The sequence below is a fragment of the Halomarina oriensis genome, from assembly GCF_009791395.1.
Taxonomy (GTDB): domain Archaea; phylum Halobacteriota; class Halobacteria; order Halobacteriales; family Haloarculaceae; genus Halomarina; species Halomarina oriensis.
The window spans coordinates 93490-116481 of record NZ_WSZK01000015.1; the positions used below are offsets into that span (position 1 = coordinate 93490).

Sequence of the window (22992 nt, forward strand, 5' to 3'; positions counted from 1 at the left end):
TCGCCTTGAGTGTTCGGGCGGCCGACACCGACACGTCCCCGTCAGCGTCGTTCGACCTCGGTAGTCCGGTCCGTCACCCGGTCGCCGGTGTTCCGCGTTCCCGCCGGTTCGAAGAGGAGGACGAACGCCGTCTCGTCGGCGACCGGGCGGTGTTCGACGCCCGCCGGGACGACGTGGAGGTCGTCCTCGGTCAGTTCGACGGCCCCGTCACGGAACTCGACGCGAATCTCCCCCTCGACGACGAGGAACAGTTCGTCGGCCTCGGGGTGTGCGTGCCAGTCGAACGCCCCCTCCATCCGCGCGAGTTTGACGTGCTGGCCGTTCAGTTCCGCGAGCAGTCGCGGCGACCACGGGGTCGCCATCGTCGCGGCCTCGGCGTCGAGTGAGGTCGGAGCCATACGACCCGGACGCACCCCGTCGCCTTAGCCGGTACCGGTCGCTCGTATCCGGTGGATAACCGTCGGTAGTAGACGAGTACTGAACTACCTGGTCGTCGAGACAGTCTCATGAACGAATTCGTCTCCCTCGCCCGACCGGAACGGTGGGTCGAGCAGGACGACACCGCCGTCCGTGGCACGGCGTTCGTCGACGGCGACCCCGTCGACGCGGCGGCGCTCGCCGGCCGGGTCGCGGCCGTCGACACCGCCACAGCGTTCCGGCGGACCGTCGAGCGACTCGACGGGTTCTACGCCGTCGTCCGGGTCGTCGACGGGACGGTCTACGCCGCGACCGACCACGTCCGGAGCGTCCCGCTGTTCTACGCACCCGACCTCGGTCTCGTCTCCGACAGCGCGCGACTGCTCCGCGAGCGACTCGGCACTCCCGCCGTGGACGGCGTCGCGGAGGCGGAGTACCTGACCGCCACCTACGTGACCGGCGACGAGACGCTCTATCGGGGCATCAGGACGCTCCGAGCGGGGGAACTGCTCGAACTCGACACGACCACGCCGGTGGAGGCCACCGGCCGCGTGCGGACCGAGCACCACTGGACCTACTCGCCGGGTGCGGCCCCCGACGCGCCGGAGGCGACCACCGGCGAACGACTCGCAACGCTGGACGACGCGATGGTGACGGCGTTCGAGCGCTGCCTCGCCGTCGCTGACGGGCGGCCCATCGCCGTCCCGTTGAGCGGCGGCTACGACTCCCGCCTCGTCGCCGCGATGCTCGTCCGACTCGGAGCCGAGGACGTCCGGACGTTCACCTACGGACAGGCGGGGAGCGCCGACGTGCGCGTCGCCGAAGACGTCGCCGACGCCCTCGACCTGCCGTGGCGACACGTCGAGTACACTGCCGACGACTGGTTCGAGTGGTTCAACTCCGCGGACCGGGCGGCCTACTACGAACGGGCCGACGACTTCGACGCCATCCCGAACCTGAGCGCGTGGCCGGCGGTCCGTCGACTCCGTGACGAGGGGTGGCTACCGGCCGATTCGGTCGTCGTCCCCGGACAGACCGTCGCCGGAATCGCCGGCCACCTCCCCCGGTCGCTCCTCGTCGCTGACGCCACCGTCGCCGACGCCGTCGACGCCGTCCTCGACCAGCACTACGTCCAGTGGGCACACGACGACGAGTTGGAACGAGCGTTCCGGACGCGAGTCCGCGGCGTCGTCGACGGCGTCTGTGAACCCGAGGACCCCACGAGCGTCTACAGCGCCTGGGAGTGGCAGGAACGACAGGCGAAGTTCCTCTGTAGCGACGGCCGTATCTACGAGGACTGCGGTCTCGACTGGTGGTTCCCGCTGTGGGACCCGATGGTGGCCGCCGCGTGGGGCGCGCTTCCGGTGGACGACCGCCTCGACAAGCGCCACTACACGGAGTACGTCGAGACGCTGTACGCGGACGTCGCGGACGTCGGCCGTGACGCCGCCGAGCGAAACCAGGTGACCGACAGTCGCGTCACCGCGACGGTCACCCGTGTCAGGAGTGCGCTCGCCCGGTCGCCGCTCGCGGGCGTCCTCCGCCCGGTCTACCGGCGCTACCGGACCCGGACCGACACGCGAGCGAGCGGGCAGTTGGGCCACCTCGGGATGCTCTCGCCGGAGCAGTTCGACCGCCTGTACACCGCCGGCCGGAGCCACCACGCCTTCCGAGCGCTCGAAGCCGTCGGGCGGGTGTCGTTCGCCCCGGCCCACGAGGACGGCTGGCCGGGCGAGGTGCTCTCCGTCGACGGACTCGACCGGACGCGGCCAGCGACGAACCGCGGCGTGGCGGGTCGGTCCACGAGCGACCCGCCGACGGAACTCGCCGAATCCGACGACTGACGCCGGCTTCGGCGGCACTCGACGCCGGAGCGGACCCGACGGTGACCGGAGAACGACCGGGGGTGGTCGCGGCCGGCGCTCAGCGGTCGCCGGCCGGTTCGACGTTGACGTTGCTCCGGAGCAGGTTCTCGGGGTCGTACGTCGCCTTCAGGGCGGCGAGGCGGTCGTAGTTCTCGCCGTAGGCCATCCGGCCACGCTCCTCGGCGTCGACGGGGCCGGGGAAACCGGGGTAGGACCCGTCGACGCAGTGCGGTCCGAGCGCCTCCCAGTGACGTTCGGCCCACGCACGGTTCTCGGTGTCGGCCTCGGGGTCGTCCCACGCCGCGTCGACGGTGATCATGAACTCGGCGTCGCGGTAGCCGAAGGCGGTCCCGTCCTCGTCGACGTCACGTATCGCGCCGCCGAGGTGCCAGATACCCAGTTCCGACTCCAGAGACGGTGCGTCGGCGAACGCGTCGGTCACGACGTCGACGACGTCCTCGGAGAGGTCGTCCGCGTACAGCGAGTGCCAGGCGTACCGGCGGCCGTCCGGGAACAGGTCACGAGCGACCTCGTGGACCGCTGCGAGCGGCATCGGTCCGCTCATGTCCATCAGTGGCTCGCCGAGTTCGCGGAGCGGCGCGAGCGCGCGTTCGCCGTCCTCGACCGCTCCGGCGTAGACGCTGAAGACCATGACGACCGGCGCGCCGTGTGCCTCCGGCGGGACCATGGCGAGCGGCGGCACGTGCATGACGACGACGAGCGTCGTCGCCTCGCGTGGAGCGTCCTCGCTCCACTCGCGGAACCGTCGGAGGACGTCGTCTGCGGCGTCGGCCGGGTAGACGACCTGTGCGATCATCACCTCGGGACCGACCTCCACGAGGTCGAACTCGAAGGCCGTCACGACGCCGAAGTTGGGGCCACCGCCGCGAACTCCCCAGAACAGGTCGGGGTTCTCCTCGGGACTGGCGCGGAGGACGGTCCCCTCGACGGTGACGAGTTCGACCGCCCGGAGGTGGTCGACGCCGAGGCCGTGGGCACGGCGAAGCCAGCCGATGCCGCCGCCGAGCGTCGACCCCGCGATGCCGTTCTGGGCCGCAGAGCCGACGATAGGCGCGAGACCGTACTCCTGAGCGGGGTCGAGGACGTCGCTCACGCGAGCGCCCGGACCGACGCGGGCGACCCGCGCGTCGGGGTCGATGCTCACCCCCGTCATCCCGCTCAGGTCGACGACGAGGCCGTCGTCGACGAGGGCGCTCCCGGTGACGTGGTGACCGCCGCCACGAACGCCGAGCGGGAGGCCCTGTTCGCGGGCGAACGTGACGGCCGTCGAGACGTCGTCGGTGCTGACGGCGCGGACGACGAGCGCGGGGCGCTTCTCGACCGCCCCGTTCCAGAGCGAGCACGCCTCCTCGTACGCCGCGTCGGACGGCGTGACGACGTCGCCGTCGACGGCGGCACGGAGTTCGGAGACGAGCGACTCACTGGGAGTTCGGGTTGCGTATTCCATCGGTATCACTGCCCAGACGGGCGGCCAGTAGACTGGACGGGAGACGTTGGCTGGAAACCGTCTTAGCCCTGCTGTGACAGATTATATCCTCGGGGACGTGCGTCGAGCCACGCGACGGCGTGGGGCGTTCTCCACGCTCAGAAACACGAGTCGAGGTCGCGCTCGCCGACGATTCGCCGGAGTTCGTCGGTCTCGCTCGCGTCGAATCGCATCGGCCGTCGCCACCACGGCCCCTTCCCCGAATCGCTCGACAGGTCCGTGACGAGACGGTTCGCGTCGGTTCCGGCGTCCTGCCCGGAGAGCGGTACTGCGCGGTCGAACAGCCGTGAGCGCTCCTCGTCGCCGAGAATCAGGACGTCCGCGTCGAACTGCTCGCGGCGGACGTGCGCGTTCGTCCGGAAGGGGGCGCGTTCCGTCTCCGCCATCCCGCGATACTCCTCGCCCGTCACCGCGTCGCGGGCGAGACACATCGCGCCGACGAGGTACGCCCCCCAGCGCGGCGACTGCCACCACGCCGGGTCGCCCTGCTGGCTCAGTGTCGCGTAGAAGAACAGCCAGTCACCCCGTCGGAGTTCCGAGAGCGGCCGGGCCTTCACGCCGTGTTCGTCGCCGTAGGTGTAGCGCTCGCCGCCGGCTTCGGGGAACTCCGGGTCGAAGTGCATCGGCGTGTCGGCGACACTGCTCACGTCCGTCTCGACGTCGAGGTCGGCGTAGGTCGGAACCGCCTCTCGGGTCGGTTTCGTCTCGGGTATCGGGACGTACTCGAACGTGCCGTCGGGGAAGACGGGGCCGCGAAAGCCCGGTTGATTGGTGTTCGCGGCGACGTTGATGGCGACCGCCCGTCGGTCGCGGTCGGCAGGTGACTCGTCGCTCATCACTCCCCCTCGGGGCGAAACCGGAGCAGTCGGTCGTCGCCGTCGCCCGGACTGCCCCGCCCGTCGCGGTTGCTCGTCGTCGCGTAGAGGTGGCCGTCCGGACCGACGATGGTCGTCCGGAGGCGACCGAACTCGCCGTCGAACAGTCGTTCGTCGAGGGTGACGTCGTCGCTCCCGTCCAGTCGAACCCGGTGGAGGTGCGTCCCCGAGAGCGTCCCGAAGAAGAAGTCACCCTGCCACGCGGTGACGCCACCGTCGTCGGGGTACCGGGCGAGTCCGCCGGGGGCGATGGTGGGGGTGTAGCTCGACAGCGCGGGGACGAACCGGTCGTCCTCACCGGACTCGACCCCGCGGACGACCGGCCAGCCGTAGTTCTCGCCGGCGCGGAGTCGGTTGACCTCGTCGTCGGTGTCCGGGCCGTGTTCGGTCTGGTAGAGCGACTCGCCGTCCGCACCGACCGCCAGTCCCTGCGGGTTCCGGTGGCCGTAGGTGAACACGGCGGGGTGGCCCACGTCGGGGTTCTCCGGATGCGGTTCGCCGTCGAAGGTGAGTCCGAGAACCGACCCGTTGAGCGTCTCGGGGTCCTGTGCGAGGTCCGCGTCGGTGGCGTCGCCCGCGGTGACGTACAGCGTGTCGTCGTGGACGAGCAGTCGACCGCCGTCGTGGTATCGTGCGCCGGGGATGTCCTCGAACATCGGCTCGCTCGCCCAGTCGTCGTCGACGGCGTGGCGGAGCACGCGGTTCTTCGTCCCGCCGTCCTCGTACGTCTGGACGGTGAACGCGACCGACGCGTCGTCGGGGTGGAAAGCGAGGCCCATCAGACCGCCCTCGCCGCGCGTACCGGTGCCCTCGGGTTCGGCGACCACCGTCGTCTCGCCGTCGGCGAGGTGGACGACGCGCCCCGGCCGTTCGGTGAGAAACAGGTCGGCGGGGTCGTCGCCGGGCCACGCGACCCCCCACGGCACTTCGAGGTCGCTGGCGACCGTCTCGGCGACGACCCGCTGACCGTCGTCGGCCGTGGTGGTCGCGGTGCCGCCCTCGGCGGTCGGCGGGTCTGACTGGAGACAGCCAGCGACACCGGTGACGGTTCCGAGAGCGCCCGTACCGACGACCCGGAGGAAGGTTCGCCTGTCCATACCGTTCGTTGGGCCGAACGGGCAAAAGGTCGTTCGTCGTGTGTGTCGAGCGAGAAACGACCGACGGGACGTCCGACTACCGTGGACGTCGGTCGGTCGCGGGACTGTGCGGGTCGACGGGAGCACCGACGCCACGGCCGAACTCGTCGAAGACGTCGAGGTCGTCGGGCAGGTCGTACGGTATCTCTCGGTCGCCCTGGTGGTTGATGAGTTTCCCGTCCTCGGGCACCGGGTCCGCGACGTCCTCGAAGCCGGGCTTGACGGAGATGGACCGGGCGGGCATCCCGACGGCGACGTGGTGGGCCGGAACGTCGCCCTGCACCACGGCCCGTGCGCCGACGACGCTGTTCTCGCCGACCCGACAGCCGGCGCGGACCATCGCGTCGTAGGTGACCCGCGCGTCGTCCTCGACGACGGTGTGGAAGTTGCTCACCTCGGTCTGGTCGACGATGTCGTGGTCGTGGCTGTAGAGGTGGACGCCGTCCGACAGCGAGACGCGCGACCCGACGTCGAGGCGACCCCGGTCGTCGAGGTGGACGTCGTCGTGGACGACCGTGTTGTCGCCGACGGTGATGTTGTGACCGTACGAGAAGGTGATACCCTTGAACAGGCGGAGGTTCTCGCCGGCCTCCTCGAACAGGTGGTCGGCGAGCATCTGGCGGAACTTCAGCGCGAAGTCGACGTTGTCGGCCATCGGCGTCGCGTCGAACTGTCGCCAGAGCCACTGGAGGTGTTTCGAGCGCTTGAACCGCTGTTCGTCCTTCTCGGCGTAGTACTCGGCCTCGACGGTGGCGTTGCAGGGGTCGTAGCCCTGGAGGCGGACGCGCTCGGCGGGCGAGACGTCCTCGCCCGCCTGCCAGCGCTCCCAGGCCTCGCGGTCACCGTAGAGGTCGACGAGCACGTCACGAACTACGTCACACGTGTCCTCGGGACCCGACAGTCGCTCGTCCACTTCGCTCAGGAACGCCTGCAACCCCGCTTCGGCGTCCGGCGGCAGTGAGACGTGCCGTTTCGTCATGGGACCGAGTTGGGACGGTGCGGGCATAGGGGTTTCTGTTGCACGAATCACACAACACCGCTCGAGACTGCCGCCGGTAGCCCCGTCGGCCGCGTCACGGCCGGGCCTGTGACACGTGACCGACGACCCCCGGCGACACCGAGGACGGACCGCAACCGCACCCCATAAGTCCTTCAGTCCGCTAGGCTCGTCCATGCACTACCGCACACTCGGCGACTCGGGCGTCGAGGTCAGTGAGGTCGGGTTCGGCGCGTGGGTCGTCGGCACCGACTGGTGGGGTGACCGTTCCGAGGACGACGCGAAGGAGATGCTCCGGTTTGCACTCGACCAGGGCATCACCTACTTCGACACGGGCGACGTCTACGGCCACGGTCGCTCCGAGGAACTCGTCGGCGAGGCGCTGGCGGACGTCCGCGACGAGGTGACCATCGCCACGAAGGTCGGCTACGACTTCTACAACAACCCGCAGGCCGGCCACGGCGAACTCCCGAAGGAGATGGACGCCGACTACCTCCGCGAGGCGTTCGAGAAGTCGCTGGACCGACTCGACACCGACTACGTCGACGTCCTCCAGTTGCACAACGCGAACGTCGGCGAGGTTGACGAGGAGGTACTCGAACTGCTCGACGAACTGCGCGAGGAGGGCAGGGTCGACGCCGTCGGCTGGGCGCTCGGTCCCTCCATCGGCTGGCTCGCCGAAGGTGACGCCGCGGTCGAACACGACTTCGACGCCGTCCAGACCGTCTTCAACCTCTTCGAGCAGGTGCCCGGACAGCACTTCATCGAGACCATCCGCGAGAGCGACGCCGACACGAGCCTCGTCGCTCGCGTCCCGCACTCGTCGGGCCTGCTCAACGAGCAGGTCCGGCCCGACACCGAACTCGAAGAGGGGGACCACCGCGGGTTCCGCCCCGACGCCTGGTACGAGACGGGGTGGGAGAAACTGGAGAACCTCCGATTCCTCGAACGTCGCACCGAGCACGGGTCGACCGACTCCCGGACGGGGGCCGAGAACGACGGCGAGCGCACGATGGCACAGGCGGCCATCCAGTGGCTCCTGAGCCACGACGAGGTGGCGTCGGTGACGCCGACGTTCCGCACCCGCGAGGACATCGAGGAGTGGGCGGCCGCCAGCGAGACGCCGCCGCTGACGCCCGGCGAGGCCGAACGCGTCGAGGAACTGTACGAGCAGAACTTCGGTGTCGACCGCGACGACGGGATGGACTCGCTGCGCTCGTCGGTCGAAGGGACGGACCTGGAGGGCACCGGCATGCAGTGGGCCGGTCGCTGAGGACGGGTCGCGTTCGACTGTCGGCCCCTATCGCCGGAGGAGTCGACTTCTCGGGAACACCACGCCGTAGGCGACGAGCATCGCAGGCAGAAGAGCGACTCTGTAGCTATCCAGCACTATCCACCCGCTCGGGAGGAAGACTACGACGAGCATGCCCGTCCCGACGGCGAACCACGTGACCTGTGTGACCACGAGGACGACGGCGAGGCGGCCAGGCACACCGTACCGGTCGTCAGCCACCGACAGCCATCGCTGAACTGGCCGACTCGTTCGGTGGACGACGTAGACGACGACGGCGAGCGTCAGCAGGACGAGGAGGAGTCCGGTGAGGTCCGCCGGGAGGACGCTCCGGTCGGGTCCTACTTGCAGAGAGAGTTTCTCGACCGAGAACCGATAGGTTCTCTGTCTCGAATCTCACGGCCACCCTAACCCCGGCAGACTCGACAGAACGCCGCCGTGAGCGAACGGCGAGTCGGCGACCGTCAGCAGTTCGGGGGCCGTGAGGGAGTCGAGTAACGACACGAACTCGCTTCGGGAGCCACCGCCGTCGTAGTCGGTGACGTTCCACGGCGGCCAGATGGTGAGTCGTTCGAACCCGCGGTTCGGGTCGTGGCGGACGTAGACGTCCGCGAGGCCGTCGTGGCCGACGAGACAGAGATCACCGCTACAGACTCGGAGCGTCTCCACGAGGTCCACGCTCGCCGCCGTGTCGAGCGTGTCCTGCTGGACCGCCTCCCAGACCGTCCGGCAGGCCCGCTGGTCGGAGCTGTCGAGGAGAACCTCTCGCACCGTCGTCGCCCCTGACATGGGACCACACACGACCGAGTCGGAGATAAACCGTCGGGTCGGTCCGGCGTGTGAGCGGAGCGACTCCGAGACGGCACGCGAACCCGACCCCGTTCTCGGGGCTATCCTTTTTACGACCGCCGTGGGAGAGAGACGCATGAAGTTCGTCATCGCTGGCTACGGCCGTGTCGGGATTCGGACCGCGGACATCCTCGGCTCGGAGGGCCACGACGTCACCATCGTCGACAACGACCCCGAGAAGGTCGAGCGCGCCGAGTCAGCGGGGTTCGACGCGTTCTTCGGCGAGGGAGACGACGAGGAGACGCTCCGGGAGGCGGGACTGGAGACGGCCGACGCGCTCGGCGGCCTCACCGGCGACCTGAACACCAACCTCAGCGCGTGTGTCATCGGCGACGCCTACGACTGCCGGACCGTGATGCGCATCGACGACGACTACCACGCCGACATCTACGAGAAGTACGCCGCGGAGGTCGACGAGGTCATCTACCCCGAACGACTCGGCGCGGCCGGAGCGAAGACCGCACTGCTCGGCGGTGACTTCGACGTGCTCGGAGACCTCACCGAGAGCCTCTCGGCGGCGAGCGTCGTCGTCGGGGCGGACGCCGACGTGGTGGGCCAGCGCGTCGTCGAGGTCGAGGTGCCCGACGGGGTGCTCATCTACGCCCACGGGAGCGCGAACGAACCGATGACCATCCCGCTGCCCCAGACCGAAATCGGCGTCGGCGACGAGATCGCGTTCATCGCGGAACCCGACCTGGTCGCCTCGGTGCGAGCGCAGTTGAGCGGCGAAGCGGCCCTCTGAGGACGGCCACGTCGCTCGGGGACCGGTGTCGAAGGTGGAAGTGGGGGAGTGCCGGCGTGTGCCCGAGACACGCCGACGGACGCCTGTGTGCCCTCGAAACGCCGGGCGCGCGGTGGGGAGGATGGGGACGAGACCGCAGCGCGCGCCCGGTTCGGGGATGTATCGGTTGGGACTTAAATCCGCGTCAGACGCGCGTATGCCGCAGTCTGTTCGGCTCACGTGACTCACGCTCGCGGCGTCGCGTCACCCGTCGAGGGGTCGGGGGGAGATTGAAGCGACCGGCCCCCGAGGCGAGCGTATGCACGGGACAGGCGTTCCGCTGGTGACCCCCTTCGAGGAGGACGGCACGGTCGACGAGACGGCGGTGGGCGACGTCGTGGAGTGGCTGGAGGCACGCGGTGTCGACTTCCTCGTCCCCTGTGGGTCGACGAGCGAGGCACCGCTCATGAGCCCGGACGAACGCGCTCGGGTGACGGAACTGGTCTGTGCGGCAGCCAGCGTCCCCGTCCTCGCCGGGACGGGACACCCCGGACGGGCCGCGACGGCCGACCAGACGGAGCGGGCCGCCGCCGCCGGCGCGGACGCCGCACTCGTCGTCACACCGTTCTTCTACGACCACGACCAGGCCGCCCTCCAGCGGTACTACGAGGCCGTCGCGGACGAGAGTCCGATTCCCGTCTACCTCTACAGCGTGCCGAAGTTCACGGACGTGGCGCTCGCTCCCGAGACGGTCGAGACGCTCGCCGAACACCCGAACGTCGCCGGGATGAAGGATTCGAGCGGCGACGTCGGGACGTTCCAGCGACTTCGTCGGCGAACGCCGGCGGAGTTCGACCTGCTCGTCGGGAGCGGGAGCGTCTACGCGCCGGCGCTCGACGCGGGGGGGCGACGGCGGCATCCTCGCGCTGGCGAACGTCGTCCCCGAGGCGGCGAGCGAGGTGTACGATACCCACCGCGAGTACGGCGAGAACGCCCGCGAGTTGGGAGCGGAACTGGTCGAACTGAACGTCGCCGTCACCGACACCTACGGCGTGCCGGGGCTGAAGGCCGCGATGCGGGACCGTGGCGCGCCCGCGGGCCACCCGCGGGCCCCGTTCGACGACGTGTCGGTCGCGGTCCGCGAGGAGCTCACCGAACTGGTCGACGACGCGCTGACGCTGGTCTGAGCGTCCCCGCCAGGAGGGACGGACGGCGCGAACTCACAGGTCCGGCGCGGGGGTCGCTCGCGTCGCCGTCGCTTTGAGCGTGGCGACGACGGGCGTTCCGGAGGCGAGTCCGAGACGCTCGACGCTGTCGACGGTGACCAGCGCGGCCAGCGTCGGGTCGTCCTCGTCCGCGTTCGCGTCGTCGTCTCGACGCTCCCCGTCCAGTTCGACGGTGACGAGTGCGACCGACGCGCCGCGGTCGACCCGGACGACGGTACCCGAGAAGCGGTTTCGCGCGCTCGTTCCCCGAGACGGTGGGGCGTCGTCGGGCGCGTGGAGCGTGACGGCGTCCGCCCGGACGGCGACCTGCACGGCCTCGGCCTCGGGGGCGAGTGCACGGAGCGTTCCGGCGGGTGTCTCGACGGTGGCGAGTTCGCCGTCACGGTCGACGATACGACCCGACAGGACGGTCTCTTCGACCGTCGTCGTCCCCGAGAGCGTCGTTCGGAGGCGGTCGAAGCGGGCGAGCAGTCGGTGGCCGTTCGGCGTGAGTCGACTCCCGCCGCCGCCGGCCCCGCCTCGCTGGCGCTCGACCAGCGGACCGAACGCGGTTTCGAGGTCCGTGAGCCGTTCGTGTGCGCGGGCGTACGACCGGCCGAGTGCGGTCGCCGCGGCGTTGAGCGACCCCTCGGCGTCGACCGTCCGCAGCAGGGTCGCGTCACGCTCGTCGAACGTCGCCCCGCCCTCACGCAACCGTGCGTCGAACCCTGCGTCCATGCACCACGTCGCGGGCGAGGGGGCAAAAACCCGCTGACGGCGCAATCGTTATACCCGTGGTGAGAGAACGGTTCGTATCATGAGCGACGAGCAACCCCGCGACTGGGGGGCGACACGACGACGACTGCTACAGGCTGCCGGCGCGGGGAGCGCACTGGTCCTCGCCGGCTGTCTCGGCGGGGACGGTGGCGACGAGGGCGAGAACGGCACCGGCGACGGGTCGGGAAACGAGAGCGGTGGCGGGAGTAGCGACACGCAGAGCGGTGGTGGGGCGGTCGGTGACGGCGAACTCGTGCTGGCGACGACGACGAGTACGTACGACACGGGACTGCTCGACGCTCTGAACCCGGTGTTCCAGGACATGTACGGCATCACCGTGCGGGTCATCTCCCAGGGGACGGGCGCGGCCATCGAGACGGGCCGGGCGGGCGACGCCGACTGCATCCTCGTCCACGCTCGCAACGCCGAGGGGCAGTTCATCAGCGACGGCGCGGGCGTCAACCGTCGTGACGTGATGTTCAACGACTTCGTCGTCGTCGGGCCGGAAGACGACCCTGCGGGTATCGACGGGATGAGCAGCGCGACGGAGGCGTTCGCCACCATCGCCGAGCAGGAGGCGACGTTCCTCTCGCGGGGCGACGACTCCGGGACGAACAAGAAGGAACTCATCGTCTGGGAGGAGGCGGGCGTCGAACCGAGCGGGTCGTGGTACCGCGAGAGCGGCCAGGGGATGGGCGACACGCTCAACCAGGCCAGCCAGTCGGGCGCGTACACGCTCGCCGACCGCGGCACGTACCTCTCCCAGCAGGATAACATCGACCTCGTCATCCACGTCCAGGGGCCGCTCAAGGACGGCCCAGCCATCCTCCGGAACCCCTACGGCGTCATCCCGGTCAACCCCGCGGTCCACGACAACGTCAACTACCAGGCCGCGATGGCGTACGTCGGCTTCCTCACCAGTCCGCAGGGGCAGAGCGCCATCGAGGAGTACACCGCCAACGGCTCACAGCTGTTCTTCCCGAACGCGCTCTCGGAGGAGCCACAGTTCGGCCAGTACGTCCCACAGGACTGGGACGGCTCCACCGAGTCGATGGCGGCCGCCCGGTTCCACCACTGGGTCGACACGGCCGTTCCGGAGGACTTCTGACGGCCCCCACGAACTGACGAGTCGTGTTCCAGGCCGGTATCTTCGAGGAGTTCGGCACGCAGTACCTCATCAGCATCGTCCTCGTGACGCTGCGGGTGAGCCTCACGGCCGTCGGTGTAGCGACACTCATCAGTATCGTCCTCGCCGGTGTCCTCGGGTTCAGGGAGTTCCCCGGCAAGCGGGCGGCCGTCGCCGTCGTCAACACGGGGATGGGCTTTCCCAGCGTCGTCGTCGGCCTCGCCGTCCTCCTGTTGCTGTCGAACCAGGGACCCATCGGCGGCGGGTTCACCCTCGGGATTCCGGGGACCACCGTCGCGTTCGACTTCGGCGGGGTCGAACTGCTGTTCACGCCGACGGCGATGATCATCTCGCAGGTCATCCTGGCGACGCCCGTCGTCACGAGCGTCACGCTGTCGGCCATCGAGGGCGTCGACGACTCCATCCGTGACGCCGCGTTCGCCGCCGGCGGGACCGGAGTCGACGTCTCGGTGGCCGTCGTCCGCGAGGCACGCTACGGCGTCGTCACGGCCGTCCTCGCCGGGTTCGGGCGGGCGGTGAGCGAGGTGGGGTCGGTGCTCATCGTCGGCGGCAACATCGCCATCGCTACCGGCGGCGGGGCGCGCGTCTCGTTCACCCGGACGCTGACGACGGCCATCACCGTCGAGTCCCGGCAGGGCAACTACGAACTCGGCATCGCGCTCGGCGTCGTCCTGCTCGTGCTCGCACTGGCCGTGAACGCGCTGGGGTCGCTCGTCCGCGACCGGGGGAACACCCGATGACCGGTATCGCCGCCGAGAGCCTCACCTACGGCTACTCCGAGACCGTCGTCGAGGACGTGACGCTCGCGGCCGACCACGGCGAGGTGCTGGCGCTCATCGGCCCCTCGGGGACCGGGAAGACGACGCTGCTGCGGACGCTCGCGCTGTTCGACCCGCCCGTCTCGGGACGGGTCCGCATCGACGAGCAGGACCCCTGGGAGGAGAGTCGAGAGGACCGGCGACGGCTCAGACGGCGCGTCGGGATGGTGTTCCAGGACCGGTCGCTGTTCTCGGCGAGCGTCGAGTACAACGCCGCCTACGGCCTGACGGTCCGCCGGTCGTGGCCCGACCGACTGCACCGGTGGGGACGGGACGTCGTCCGTCGGGAACTCGGCCGTACGCCCGGTCTCTCCGCGGAGCGCGTCCTCGGCGAGCGGCCGACCCCGTCGTCGGTGGTCGACGCCCTCGACGCCGTCGGCATGCTGTGGGCGCGTGACCGCCACGCCCGGTCGCTCTCCGCGGGCGAGGCCCAGCGCGTCGCGTTCGCCCGGGCGCTGGCCACCGACCCCGACGTCCTCCTGCTCGACGAACCCACCTCGAACCTCGACCCGCGGAACACGGCGCTCATCGAGGCGGCCGTCGAACGGGCCAGCGACCGTGGCATCGCCGTCGTGCTGGCGACCCACGACATGCAGCAGGCCCGGCGGGTCGCCGACAGCGTCGCCGTCCTGCTCGGCGGGGAGTGTATCGAACACGGCCCGAGAGAGCGCGTGTTCGAGGACCCCGCCGACGAGCGCGCCGCGAAGTTCGTCGCCGGCGAACTCGTCTACTGACCGACCGAGAGACCTGTCGTAACCACGGCTGGTTTCGTCGGCGGGCTCCCGTGAACGGTTCCGATTTCCGACAAGATACAACCGCGAGCGCCCCTTCCGCGAAGTATGGCGACGTCGTCCGTCACGACCCTCCGCAACCGCCTGCCGTTCCCCGCTGGCGACGTGACGGGCGCGCTCGGCGACTCCGTGACGGTGTTGCCGCTGGTCGTCGCCCTCGCGGCGCTCACCCCGGCGAATCTCGGGACGCTCCTGCTCGGCTTCGGCGTCTTCCAGGTGGTCTGGGGCGTCCGCTACGGACTTCCCCTCTCCGTCGAACCGATGAAGGCGCTGACCGGGTTGGCCATCGCGGGGGCGCTGAGCTACGGCGAGTTCCTCGCGGCGGGCCTGCTGGCGGGGGGCGTCCTGCTCGTCGCCGGGCGGACGGGCACGCTCTCGCGGGTCGAACGCTACGTCGGCCGGCCCGTGGTCCGTGGCGTGCAGTTGGCCGTCGCACTCGTCCTGCTCGAATCGGGCCTCTCGCTGGCGGTCGGTGACCTGTCGCTGGCCGTGCTCGGCCTGTTGGTCGCCGGCGTCGTCGCACTCGTCGCGCCACGGGCGGCGGCACTGGCCGTCCTCGGTGTCGGCGTCGTCCTCGCGGTGCTCAACGGTGGGGTGCCCGCTCCGGCCCTCCCGACGCTCGGCGCGGCCGTCGTCCCCAGCCTCTCGGTAGACGCGCTCTCGGGGACGGCCGGCCAGTTGGCGATGACCGTCGGGAACGCCGCCGTCGCCACCTCGCTGCTCTGTTCGGACCTGTTCGACCGAGAGGTGGCCAGCGACGACCTGGCGACGAGCATGGGGACGATGACGCTCGCCGCGATTCCGTTCGGTGGGCTCCCGATGTGTCACGGGTCGGGCGGCCTCGCGGGGAAGTACGCCTTCGGCGCTCGGACGCAGTGGGCGAACGTCCTCCTCGGCGTACTCTACGTGCTGGCCGCGCTCGTCGCCGGTCTCTGGACGGGCTTCCCGATGCCGTTGCTCGGCGTGCTCGTCGGCGTCGTCGCCCTCCAACTGGGCCGGGTCGCGCTGGCCGAACGGTCGTGGCTCGCCGTCGCGGTGGGCGTCGTCGGCGCACTGGTCTCGGTCGGCGTCGGCTTCGTCCTCGGTGTCGTCGTCTACCTGCTGTGGACGCGTGTCCGGGGGGGGACGGGCCGAGGTTACGACCACCCCGAGCGACGACTGACCCGTGACGACCGGAGTGGCCGTTCCACACGCGACCGGAGCGGCTTTTCCACACGCGACCGGAGCGTCCGTATGGAGACGTGGACAGCACTGTTCGAGCGAGCGGCGACGGTCGACGTGAGCGAGGAGTCGGTTCGTGAACGACTCCGCGAGCGACGGAACGGCGATGAGTGAGGGCGACGACGAGAGCGGGAGCGACGGGACACCCGAGAGCGTCCACGCCACCCGCGTCGTCGCCGACGCGGACGTGCTGGCGGCGGACCTGCTGGTCGGCGGGGCGTCCCGTGACGCACTGGACCTCGTCCGGAGTCACTCGTGGGTCGACCTCGTGGCGAGCGACCACCTGCTCGACGACGCCGAAGCGGTCGTCGCCGCCCTCGCGGACGCGACGCTCGCCGCGGACTGGCGAGCGCGCGTCACGGCCCTGCGCGTCCCGGTCGACCACCCGGCGGGCGACCACCCCGCGGTCGCCTCGGCGCTCCACGGCGACGCCGCACACCTCCTGACGCTGGACGACGGCCTGCAGAGCGCGAAGGCCGGCGCGACCATCCGCGGCCTCGTCGAGACGAGCGTCAAGGCTCCGGCCGCGTTCGCCGCGCTGTTCGACCCCGAGTCGGTCTATCCGGGACTGTTCGACGGGCCGTATCCGGGACCGGACCGCGACCCGCGCGAGTAGTCGGCCGTCCGACCGTCAGTCGACGGGGAGGGTGACTCACCGGACGGTCGCGGGGGCAGGACGCCGTGGCGGCCGTGGTGGCGGCGTCCGGTTCACCCCGCGGTCAGCGCTCGGCGTAGAACTCCGCGAACGTCGCCAGCGCGCGGCCGCGATGCGAGATAGCGTTCTTCTCGGCGGCGCTCATCTCCGCGAGCGTCGACCCGTCGTGTTCGAAGACGGGGTCGTAGCCGAACCCGCCCTCGCCGCGCGGTTCGACGATGCGCCCGCGGACGACGCCGGCGAACAGTTTGACCGGGACGTCGCCCGCGTCGATGGAGTCCGTGGTGCTCGCGGTCCCACGGTCCTCGGCCGACAGGTCGTGCCCGCGTCGGTCGCCGTAGTCGACGGCGTCGGGCGTCGCGGCGAACCCCTCGCCGTCGCAGTACGCGAGGACACAGCGGAACTGCGCACGCGGTGTCTCGCCGGTCTCCTCGGCCCGCCGTCGGGCGATGTCGCCGACCCGGTCGACACCGAGCGTGTGCTCGACGTAGGCGGAGTACGGGCCGGGGAAGCCGTCGAAGCCGTCGACGAACAGACCGGCGTCGTCGACGAGCACCGGTCCGCCGACGTGGGCGAACGCCTCGCGTGCGCCGTGGGCCGCGATCGGGCCGAGTTCGGCGGCCTGAATCTCGGTGTAGTCGAAGTCGACCGCCCGGACGTCGGCCAGATACTCGCGGGCTTCCCGGACCTTCCCGTCGTTGGTCGTCACGTAGCTGATCATACCCGTGCTCGGAGCGCGGCGTGAAAAGCGGCGTCGATACTGCCTGCGCCGGAGGGCGTGTCGGGGGCGGGCGAGGCTGGCCGGGCGAGTGGTTCAGTCGACGATGACTTCGACGGGGTCGTCCTCGGGCATCTCGTCGTCGCCGCGGCGCTCGGTGTAGAGGAGGACGCCGGCGACGGCGAGGACGACCCACGAGCGCCAGTTGGCGAGGTTGAGCGTGTAGCCGATGCCGAACGGCTTCTCGACGAGCATCCCGTCGTCGGGCTGCCAGTACGAGGAGAACATCCGTCCGACACTGGGTCGCTCGAAGTTGTACGGGACGCCGAATATCTCACCGGTCTGTGACCTATCTGCCATGGCGAGCGCTACGGCGGGCGACGTTAAACCGTTTGCCACGTCGCTCACGTCGCGGCCGACGACCGATTTAACCGCCCGGTCCGTGTCGTGTGGGCGTGGTGACCCGACGCGACCGCTGGCGAAACGCACTCCGCCTCCTGCTCGGAACGCTCGCACACCTGGCGACCGCTCGGCTGACCAGCGTGGTCGGCCGCGAGGGGTCGTACTGGGTGTTCGGCGCGCGATTCGGGTCGGGGTTCGTCGACAACGCCCGCTATCTCTTCGAGGAGGCGGCCGACCGCCCCGGCGTCCGGGCGGTATGGCTCTCGGCGGACCCGGAGACCGTCGAGACGGTACGGGCATCGGGCTACGAAGCGTACCACAGTCGGTCGCTGCGCGGCCGCTGGCTGGCGGTGCGTGCGGGGACGGTCGTCGTCACCCACAGCCTGCGCGACGTCTCGCTGCCGCTGACCGGCGGGGCGTTCGTCGTGAACTGCTGGCACGGCGTCCCGCTGAAGACCGTCGGGTTCGACGCCGAACTCGGCGAGGAACCGTGGGTCGTCCGTCGTCTCCATCGGCGACTCGCCGACGCCCTCGACGTCGTGGTCTCCCCGTCGCCGCTGGCCGTCCACTCGACGGCGACGGGACTCGGCGTCCCCCGAACGTGCGTCCACGTCCTCCCGTACCCTCGCTACGAACCGCTGGTCGGTGACCCGCCCCGAGCGGACGCGACTGCCGAACGAGTCGCCGCCCTCGCCGAGCGTGGACCGCTGGTCTGGTACCTCCCGACGTTCCGGGAACGTGGGGCCGACCTCGCCGACCGGGTCGACTTCGCGGCGCTCGACCGACTGCTGGCGGCCCGCGGCGCACGACTGGTCGTCAAGCCCCACCCCTTCGAGTCGGTGACGCTCCCGGCCGACCTCGAACACGTGACGGCGCTCGACGGTGTCGACGACCTCTCGACGATGCTCCCGCACGTCGACGTGCTGGTGACCGACTACTCGTCGGTGTGCGTCGACTACCTGCTGCTCGACCGACCGATGGTGTTCTACGCGCCGGACCTCGACGCCTACCGCGAGGAGCGCGGGTTCTACGTCGACTACGAGTCGTTCGTCCCCGGTCCGCTCGTGACCGACGACGACGCACTCGTGGACGCGCTGGCACGGGCGCTCGACGGCGACGACCCGGCCGCGGTACACCGGCGTGCGCTCCGCGAGGCGTTCCTGACCGACACCGGCGACGACCCGGCCGCGACGGTGTTCGAGGCGGTCGACGCGGCCCGTACCGGAGTTCGGTAACACTCCGTACCTCACACGAACCCGTCACTGGAAAACGTAGTCGTACGTACAGGACAACGTGAAGTTTAATATTCCAAGCAAGTAAGGGGAGGCCGCATGCAAGAGGGTCGTCGGACCGCAGTCACGCAGTCAGTCACCGGGGCCGCGACCGGAGGAGTCGACGTCATCGCACACCGCGGGTTCGCCGACCGGTACCCCGAGAACACGGTCGGCGCACTCGAACGTGCGACGGCCGCCGGCGGGGCCACCCGGCCGACGACGGTGGAACTCGACGTGATGCCGTCGGCCGAGGGCCACCCCGTCGTGTTCCACGACGCGACCCTCGACCGCCTGACCGACCCGCCGGCCACCCTGGCGGGGCAGTCGGTCTGGGAGACGCCGCTGGCGACGCTCCGGGACCTGGAGGTCCTCGGCAGTGGCGAACCGATTCCGCTGCTCGACGAGGCGTTCGCGGCCGTCCCCTCGGACGTTCGGGTCAACGTCGAACTGAAACATCCGGGCGTCGACCCCGGCCCGACGGGACCGCTCGCGGCCGAGGAGGCCGACCGCGAACGCGGCCGCTGGCGACCGGCCGTCGACCGCGTCCTCGCCGTCGCGGACGACCACGGGCACGACCTCCTGTGCTCGTCGTTCTTCGAGGGTGCGCTCGCCGCGGTCCGGGAGCGCGACCCGACGGTCCCGCTGGCGAACGTGTTCCACGACTCCATCGCCGACGGGTTCGCCGTCGCCGACCGCTACGACTGCGAGGCCGTCCACGCACCGTGGAACATGATCTACGGCACCTCGCTGTTCAACGAACCGTACGTCTCCGGCCCGTTCGAACCGGTCGACCTCGTGGGACGCGCTCACGACGACGGGCGGGCGGTCAACGTCTGGACCGTCGAGACCACAGAACAGGCGAGCGAACTCCACGCCGCCGGCGTCGACGGCATCATGGTCGACGACCCCGCTGTCGCCACCGACGTCCGACCACGACCCGACAGTCACGAAGCTGATAACTGAAGAGCTAATCGCACGACAGAGAGTCTTTCCGTCGTGTCATACGAACGTGTTTAGCAGGCCATACGACTAAGGACGCCGGCAGGTTCTTTCGGTCGGAGTCGAGACCACATGAACCACGCCGTCATCCTCGCCGCGGGCATCGGGTCGCGGCTACGACCGATCACGTTGAGTCTTCCCAAGGGGTGTATCCCGGTCGCGGGGCGGCCGATTCTCGCCCATCAGCTACACGCGTACGCCGACGCGGGTATCGAGGAGGTGACCGTCGTCGCGGGCTACCTCCCCGACCGGACGCGAGCGTGCTGTGTGTCCGTCGCCGAGGAGCGCGAGGACCTCACGGTCTCCGTCGTCGAGAACGACCGCTACGCCAACACGAACAACCTCTACTCGCTGGCGCTGCTCGCCGACCGACTCGCGGGCGAACCGTTCCTGTTGAGCAACGGGGACGTCGTCTTCGACCCCGTCGTCGTCGAGCGACTGCTGGCGAGCGACGGCGAGAGCGCCATCGCGTGCGACGAGACCACCTACGACGAGGAGGCGATGAAGGTCACCACCGACGAGTCGGGCCACGTCGACCACATCGCCAAGGACGTCGCGCGGTCGGACGCGCACGCCACGTCCATCGACCTCTATCGCTTCTCCGAGGCCTTCTCGGCGCGGCTGTTCGCCAGAGCCGACCGCGTCCTCGACGGCGCGTACGACGCGTGGACGGAGGTGGCCATCGACGACCTGCTCGGGGAGTTCCCCGTCGAACCGGCCTCTATCGGTGGTGCGGACTGGGTCGAGGTCGACGACGGTGACGACCTGCAGGTCGCGGACCGCACCTTCGGCGACGTCGCCCTCGACGATTACGAGGTCGTGTTCTTCGACCTCGACGGCACCATCTACCTCGACGACACACTGGTCGAGGGGGCGGCGACGGTCGTCGAGACGCTGCGACGGCGCGGAATCGACGTCCGGTTCCTCTCGAACAACTCCTCGGCGTGGAAAGACGACTACGCGGAGAAGCTCACCACGCTCGGTATCGACGCCCGCCCCGAGGACGTCGTCCTCTCGACCGACGGCGTCATCGCCTACCTCGAACGGCGGGACGCCACCGAGACGTACGTCGTCGGTACCGACGCGATGCGCGGGGCGCTCGCCGACCACGGCATCGGCGTCGATTCGACCGACCCCGACTACGTCGTCGTCGGCTTCGACACCGACCTCACCTACGAGAAGGTCCGGCGAGCGACGCTCGCCGTCCGCGACGGCGCGGAGTTCCTGCTGGCCCACGGCGACACGGTCTGTCCGACCGCCGAGGGGTTCATCCCGGACTGCGGTGCCATCGGCGCGCTCGTCGAGACGGCCGCCGACGAACCGCCGACCCGCGTCTTCGGCAAGCCCGACCCCACGATGGTCGACCCCGTCCTGAGCGACGGTGGCTACGCCCTCGAGGACGTGCTCGTCGTCGGTGACCGACTGGAGACGGAGATTCGACTGGCCGACCGACTCGGCTGTCACTCGGTCTGTGTCCTCACCGGCGATGCGACCCGCACCGACGTCGCCACCAGCGAGGTCCAGCCCTCGCTGGTCGTCGAGACGGTCGGTGACCTCCAGCAGTGCTTCGGTGCGGACGCGTCGACCAGCGGCGAGGGTGGCGAGTCCCTCGGCTACACCGACTGAGTTCGGCCCGCTCCGAAACACCGCCACGTGGTGAACCGGTCACCGAGCGCTCGCCTGTCCTCACTGGTACCGGCCGCGCCCTTCGATGTCGCGCAACTGCTCGACGACCGACGGGTCGCCCGTCTCGCGGTACGCCGCCTCGAAGGCGTCGACGAGGGGGGCGGGGTCGTCGGCCGTCCCGACGACCGACCCCTCGAAGACGTGACAGTCCATCGCGTAGTCCTCCACGTCGTCGGAGTGATAGCCGAGTCCGAAGTCGACCAGCCACGTCCGCTCGCTACCTCCGCCGAGAGCGCGGCCGGTCGCGTCGGGGACCCGGACGTTCCGCGTCGTCGGGTCGCCGTGGACGACGCCGGCACCGTGGAGCGTGGCGAGATGCCGACCGACGGTCGCCACGAGGTCGGGGTCGAGTCGTCCGGCGAGGTCGCTCGCGCCGACGCGCTCCATCGTGATGGTCGCCTCGCGCTGGTCGACGTCGTGGACCACGGGCGTCGAGACGCCGAGTTTCCGCGCGTCGTGGAGCAGTCGGGCCTCCGCACGGGTCCGCTCCCGACGGAGTCGCGCGTCGAGGTCGGGATGCCGGTAGGACTTCGCCTCGCGGCGTTTCACGACCCGCTCGCCGAGCGAGACGGTCGCCTCCGCGCCGCGCTGAGTCGGCCCCTCGCGCGGGGTGGCGGCCCGCGAGACGTCCTCACCGTCGCGCCACGTCACGGGCACGTCGTTCGGTCGCCAGTTGGGGCGTACCGCGCTCTCCTCGACGGCGACGGTGTCACCCGCGGCCGCCATCCGTGCGCCGAGCACCGCTATCATCCCGGCGTTGTCCCGCAGGAAGCGCGGTTCGGGCGCGTGGAACGACGCGCCGCGCTGGTCGCACATCTCGGCGAGCATCTCCCGGAGACGGGCGTTCTGCCCGACGCCACCACCGAGGACGAGTTCGTCGCTGCCGGTCAGCGACAGCGCGCGCTCGGCGACTTCCGTGAGCATCCCGAAGACGTGTTCCTGCAACGAGAAACAGACGTCCTCGACGGGGACACCGTCGTCGACGGCCTGTTTCGCCGCGGACATGATACCCGAAAACGAGAACTCCATCCCCGTGACGACGTACGGCAGGTCGACGTACGCGCCGTCTTCGGCAGCAGCCTCGACCTTCGGCCCGCCGGGGTGAGACCAGTCGAGGTGGCGCGTGAACTTGTCGATGGCGTTGCCGACGCCGGTGTCCATCGTCTCCCCGAGCATCCGGTAGCGCCCGCCGTGGTAGCCCAGCAGGTGGGCGTTCGCGCCGCTGGCGTTCAGACAGACCGGCGAGTCGAACCCGGCCGAGGCCCGCCCGATTTCGAGGTGCGCGAGCATGTGGTTGACGCCGACCAGTGGCACGTCGAGGCGCTGAGCGACGGTCCGTGCGGCGGTGGCGACGATTCTGAGACAGGGGCCGAGACCCGGACCACGCGAGAACGCGACGGCGTCGACCGGCGGGTCGTCGCTCGGCCGGTTCTCGGGGGTCGTCTCGCGGGCGTAGTCGAGCGCTGTGGCGACCTGCGTGGGAATCGCCCCGCGCATGTGCTCGGCGGCCTCGCGTGGGTGAATGCCGCCGCTCTCGGGCAGGTAGGCGTCGGTGAAAATCCGTGTGTCGCCGGCCTCGGTGTCGTGTACGGCGGCGCTCGCCGCCCACGCCGTGCCTTCGATACCGAGGACGCGCACGCT

At 70.2% G+C, this 22992-nt stretch carries 22 protein-coding genes and 1 pseudogene; 12 read left to right on the forward strand and 11 right to left on the reverse strand.

Annotated elements, in window-relative coordinates:
* Positions 1-41 precede the first annotated feature (41 nt).
* Positions 42-398 carry a cupin domain-containing protein gene (locus GQS65_RS07055; RefSeq protein ID WP_158203958.1) on the reverse strand — a complete coding sequence of 119 codons (357 nt, stop codon included), beginning with the start codon at positions 396-398 and terminating at the stop codon, positions 42-44.
* 108 nt (positions 399-506) lie between these two features.
* On the opposite strand from GQS65_RS07055, the gene GQS65_RS07060 reads away from it, so the two are divergent.
* The gene (locus GQS65_RS07060; RefSeq protein WP_158203959.1) at positions 507-2261 is read left to right on the forward strand and encodes an asparagine synthase C-terminal domain-containing protein; all 1755 of its coding nucleotides are present in this window, start codon (positions 507-509) and stop codon (positions 2259-2261) included.
* Between the two features lie 79 nt (positions 2262-2340).
* On the opposite strand, the gene GQS65_RS07065 is transcribed toward GQS65_RS07060, so the two are convergent.
* From GQS65_RS07065 to GQS65_RS07080, 4 genes are all read right to left on the reverse strand, one after another.
* Positions 2341-3750: an FAD-binding oxidoreductase gene (locus tag GQS65_RS07065; protein ID WP_158203960.1), complete on the reverse strand. Its 1410-nt coding sequence runs from the start codon at positions 3748-3750 to the stop codon at positions 2341-2343.
* Positions 3751-3887: 137 nt separating this feature from the next.
* Positions 3888-4625 carry an Nmad3 family putative nucleotide modification protein gene (locus GQS65_RS07070; protein WP_158203961.1) on the reverse strand — a complete coding sequence of 246 codons (738 nt, stop codon included), beginning with the start codon at positions 4623-4625 and terminating at the stop codon, positions 3888-3890.
* A complete protein-coding gene (locus GQS65_RS07075; protein ID WP_158203962.1) occupies positions 4625-5761 on the reverse strand; it encodes a PQQ-dependent sugar dehydrogenase in 1137 nt (378 codons plus the stop codon). The genes GQS65_RS07070 and GQS65_RS07075 overlap by 1 nt, the downstream gene beginning before the upstream one ends.
* Before the next feature lie 76 nt (positions 5762-5837).
* Positions 5838-6779, reverse strand: coding sequence for an acyltransferase (locus GQS65_RS07080; protein ID WP_158203963.1), 942 nt, complete (start codon positions 6777-6779; stop codon positions 5838-5840).
* Between the two features lie 193 nt (positions 6780-6972).
* Here GQS65_RS07080 and GQS65_RS07085 point away from each other — a divergent pair, with 193 nt between their 5' ends.
* Positions 6973-8070 carry an aldo/keto reductase gene (locus GQS65_RS07085; RefSeq protein ID WP_158203964.1) on the forward strand — a complete coding sequence of 366 codons (1098 nt, stop codon included), beginning with the start codon at positions 6973-6975 and terminating at the stop codon, positions 8068-8070.
* A 27-nt stretch (positions 8071-8097) separates the two neighbouring features.
* Here GQS65_RS07085 and GQS65_RS07090 read toward each other — a convergent pair whose 3' ends face one another.
* Together GQS65_RS07090 and GQS65_RS07095 are read right to left on the reverse strand one after the other, a co-directional pair.
* A complete protein-coding gene (locus tag GQS65_RS07090) occupies positions 8098-8310 on the reverse strand; it encodes a hypothetical protein (protein ID WP_158203965.1) in 213 nt (70 codons plus the stop codon).
* 174 nt (positions 8311-8484) lie between these two features.
* On the reverse strand, positions 8485-8877 hold the full coding sequence (locus GQS65_RS07095; protein ID WP_158203966.1) for a hypothetical protein: 393 nt from the start codon (positions 8875-8877) through the stop codon (positions 8485-8487).
* Between the two features lie 136 nt (positions 8878-9013).
* Between GQS65_RS07095 and GQS65_RS07100 the strand changes: the two genes are divergently transcribed.
* Together GQS65_RS07100 and GQS65_RS22225 are read left to right on the forward strand one after the other, a co-directional pair.
* Positions 9014-9679, forward strand: coding sequence for a potassium channel family protein (locus GQS65_RS07100; RefSeq protein WP_158203967.1), 666 nt, complete (start codon positions 9014-9016; stop codon positions 9677-9679).
* Between the two features lie 298 nt (positions 9680-9977).
* Positions 9978-10845: pseudogene (locus GQS65_RS22225) on the forward strand (dihydrodipicolinate synthase family protein).
* A 33-nt stretch (positions 10846-10878) separates the two neighbouring features.
* On the opposite strand, the gene GQS65_RS07110 reads toward GQS65_RS22225, so the two are convergent.
* Positions 10879-11601, reverse strand: coding sequence for a TOBE domain-containing protein (locus tag GQS65_RS07110; RefSeq protein WP_158203968.1), 723 nt, complete (start codon positions 11599-11601; stop codon positions 10879-10881).
* A gap of 79 nt (positions 11602-11680) precedes the next feature.
* On the opposite strand from GQS65_RS07110, the gene GQS65_RS07115 reads away from it, so the two are divergent.
* From GQS65_RS07115 to GQS65_RS07135, 5 genes are all read left to right on the forward strand, one after another.
* Entirely contained in the window at positions 11681-12748 is a 1068-nt protein-coding gene (locus GQS65_RS07115; RefSeq protein ID WP_158203969.1) for a substrate-binding domain-containing protein, read from the forward strand.
* 23 nt (positions 12749-12771) lie between these two features.
* The gene (locus tag GQS65_RS07120) at positions 12772-13527 is read left to right on the forward strand and encodes an ABC transporter permease (RefSeq protein WP_368279920.1); all 756 of its coding nucleotides are present in this window, start codon (positions 12772-12774) and stop codon (positions 13525-13527) included.
* The gene (locus GQS65_RS07125) at positions 13524-14339 is read left to right on the forward strand and encodes an ATP-binding cassette domain-containing protein (protein ID WP_158203970.1); all 816 of its coding nucleotides are present in this window, start codon (positions 13524-13526) and stop codon (positions 14337-14339) included. The genes GQS65_RS07120 and GQS65_RS07125 overlap by 4 nt, the downstream gene beginning before the upstream one ends.
* A 105-nt stretch (positions 14340-14444) precedes the next feature.
* Positions 14445-15731, forward strand: a complete 1287-nt coding sequence (locus tag GQS65_RS07130) for a putative sulfate/molybdate transporter (RefSeq protein WP_158203971.1) — start codon at positions 14445-14447, stop codon at positions 15729-15731.
* Positions 15724-16233, forward strand: coding sequence for a DUF7384 family protein (locus GQS65_RS07135; protein ID WP_158204617.1), 510 nt, complete (start codon positions 15724-15726; stop codon positions 16231-16233). The genes GQS65_RS07130 and GQS65_RS07135 overlap by 8 nt, the downstream gene beginning before the upstream one ends.
* A gap of 103 nt (positions 16234-16336) precedes the next feature.
* Here GQS65_RS07135 and GQS65_RS07140 read toward each other — a convergent pair whose 3' ends face one another.
* Both GQS65_RS07140 and GQS65_RS07145 read right to left on the reverse strand, forming a co-directional pair.
* Positions 16337-16993 carry a non-canonical purine NTP pyrophosphatase gene (locus tag GQS65_RS07140; protein WP_158203972.1) on the reverse strand — a complete coding sequence of 219 codons (657 nt, stop codon included), beginning with the start codon at positions 16991-16993 and terminating at the stop codon, positions 16337-16339.
* 93 nt (positions 16994-17086) lie between these two features.
* On the reverse strand, positions 17087-17350 hold the full coding sequence (locus GQS65_RS07145; RefSeq protein ID WP_158203973.1) for a DUF5808 domain-containing protein: 264 nt from the start codon (positions 17348-17350) through the stop codon (positions 17087-17089).
* A 98-nt stretch (positions 17351-17448) separates the two neighbouring features.
* Here GQS65_RS07145 and GQS65_RS07150 point away from each other — a divergent pair, with 98 nt between their 5' ends.
* From GQS65_RS07150 to GQS65_RS07160, 3 genes are all read left to right on the forward strand, one after another.
* Positions 17449-18627: a CDP-glycerol glycerophosphotransferase family protein gene (locus tag GQS65_RS07150; protein ID WP_158203974.1), complete on the forward strand. Its 1179-nt coding sequence runs from the start codon at positions 17449-17451 to the stop codon at positions 18625-18627.
* Positions 18628-18723: 96 nt separating this feature from the next.
* Positions 18724-19629 (forward strand): glycerophosphodiester phosphodiesterase, encoded by a 906-nt coding sequence (locus GQS65_RS07155; protein WP_158203975.1) that lies wholly within the window; start codon positions 18724-18726, stop codon positions 19627-19629.
* Positions 19630-19737: 108 nt separating this feature from the next.
* Positions 19738-21291 (forward strand): HAD-IIA family hydrolase, encoded by a 1554-nt coding sequence (locus GQS65_RS07160; protein WP_158203976.1) that lies wholly within the window; start codon positions 19738-19740, stop codon positions 21289-21291.
* A gap of 60 nt (positions 21292-21351) precedes the next feature.
* Here the strand turns inward: GQS65_RS07160 and GQS65_RS07165 are convergent, their stop codons facing one another.
* Entirely contained in the window at positions 21352-22989 is a 1638-nt protein-coding gene (locus GQS65_RS07165; RefSeq protein WP_368279922.1) for a bifunctional N(6)-L-threonylcarbamoyladenine synthase/serine/threonine protein kinase, read from the reverse strand.
* Positions 22990-22992 lie beyond the last annotated feature (3 nt).

What these genes read in the sequence shown, in the direction of transcription:
- GQS65_RS07055 (WP_158203958.1), bottom strand. Translation starts at nt 398, where the DNA reads ATGGCTCCGACCTCACTCGACGCCGAGGCCGCGACGATGGCGACCCCG.
- GQS65_RS07060 (WP_158203959.1), top strand. Translation starts at nt 507, where the DNA reads ATGAACGAATTCGTCTCCCTCGCCCGACCGGAACGGTGGGTCGAGCAG.
- GQS65_RS07065 (WP_158203960.1), bottom strand. Translation starts at nt 3,750, where the DNA reads ATGGAATACGCAACCCGAACTCCCAGTGAGTCGCTCGTCTCCGAACTC.
- GQS65_RS07070 (WP_158203961.1), bottom strand. Translation starts at nt 4,625, where the DNA reads ATGAGCGACGAGTCACCTGCCGACCGCGACCGACGGGCGGTCGCCATC.
- GQS65_RS07075 (WP_158203962.1), bottom strand. Translation starts at nt 5,761, where the DNA reads ATGGACAGGCGAACCTTCCTCCGGGTCGTCGGTACGGGCGCTCTCGGA.
- GQS65_RS07080 (WP_158203963.1), bottom strand. Translation starts at nt 6,779, where the DNA reads ATGACGAAACGGCACGTCTCACTGCCGCCGGACGCCGAAGCGGGGTTG.
- GQS65_RS07085 (WP_158203964.1), top strand. Translation starts at nt 6,973, where the DNA reads ATGCACTACCGCACACTCGGCGACTCGGGCGTCGAGGTCAGTGAGGTC.
- GQS65_RS07095 (WP_158203966.1), bottom strand. Translation starts at nt 8,877, where the DNA reads ATGTCAGGGGCGACGACGGTGCGAGAGGTTCTCCTCGACAGCTCCGAC.
- GQS65_RS07100 (WP_158203967.1), top strand. Translation starts at nt 9,014, where the DNA reads ATGAAGTTCGTCATCGCTGGCTACGGCCGTGTCGGGATTCGGACCGCG.
- GQS65_RS07110 (WP_158203968.1), bottom strand. Translation starts at nt 11,601, where the DNA reads ATGGACGCAGGGTTCGACGCACGGTTGCGTGAGGGCGGGGCGACGTTC.
- GQS65_RS07115 (WP_158203969.1), top strand. Translation starts at nt 11,681, where the DNA reads ATGAGCGACGAGCAACCCCGCGACTGGGGGGCGACACGACGACGACTG.
- GQS65_RS07125 (WP_158203970.1), top strand. Translation starts at nt 13,524, where the DNA reads ATGACCGGTATCGCCGCCGAGAGCCTCACCTACGGCTACTCCGAGACC.
- GQS65_RS07130 (WP_158203971.1), top strand. Translation starts at nt 14,445, where the DNA reads ATGGCGACGTCGTCCGTCACGACCCTCCGCAACCGCCTGCCGTTCCCC.
- GQS65_RS07135 (WP_158204617.1), top strand. Translation starts at nt 15,724, where the DNA reads ATGAGTGAGGGCGACGACGAGAGCGGGAGCGACGGGACACCCGAGAGC.
- GQS65_RS07140 (WP_158203972.1), bottom strand. Translation starts at nt 16,993, where the DNA reads ATGATCAGCTACGTGACGACCAACGACGGGAAGGTCCGGGAAGCCCGC.
- GQS65_RS07145 (WP_158203973.1), bottom strand. Translation starts at nt 17,350, where the DNA reads ATGGCAGATAGGTCACAGACCGGTGAGATATTCGGCGTCCCGTACAAC.
- GQS65_RS07155 (WP_158203975.1), top strand. Translation starts at nt 18,724, where the DNA reads ATGCAAGAGGGTCGTCGGACCGCAGTCACGCAGTCAGTCACCGGGGCC.
- GQS65_RS07160 (WP_158203976.1), top strand. Translation starts at nt 19,738, where the DNA reads ATGAACCACGCCGTCATCCTCGCCGCGGGCATCGGGTCGCGGCTACGA.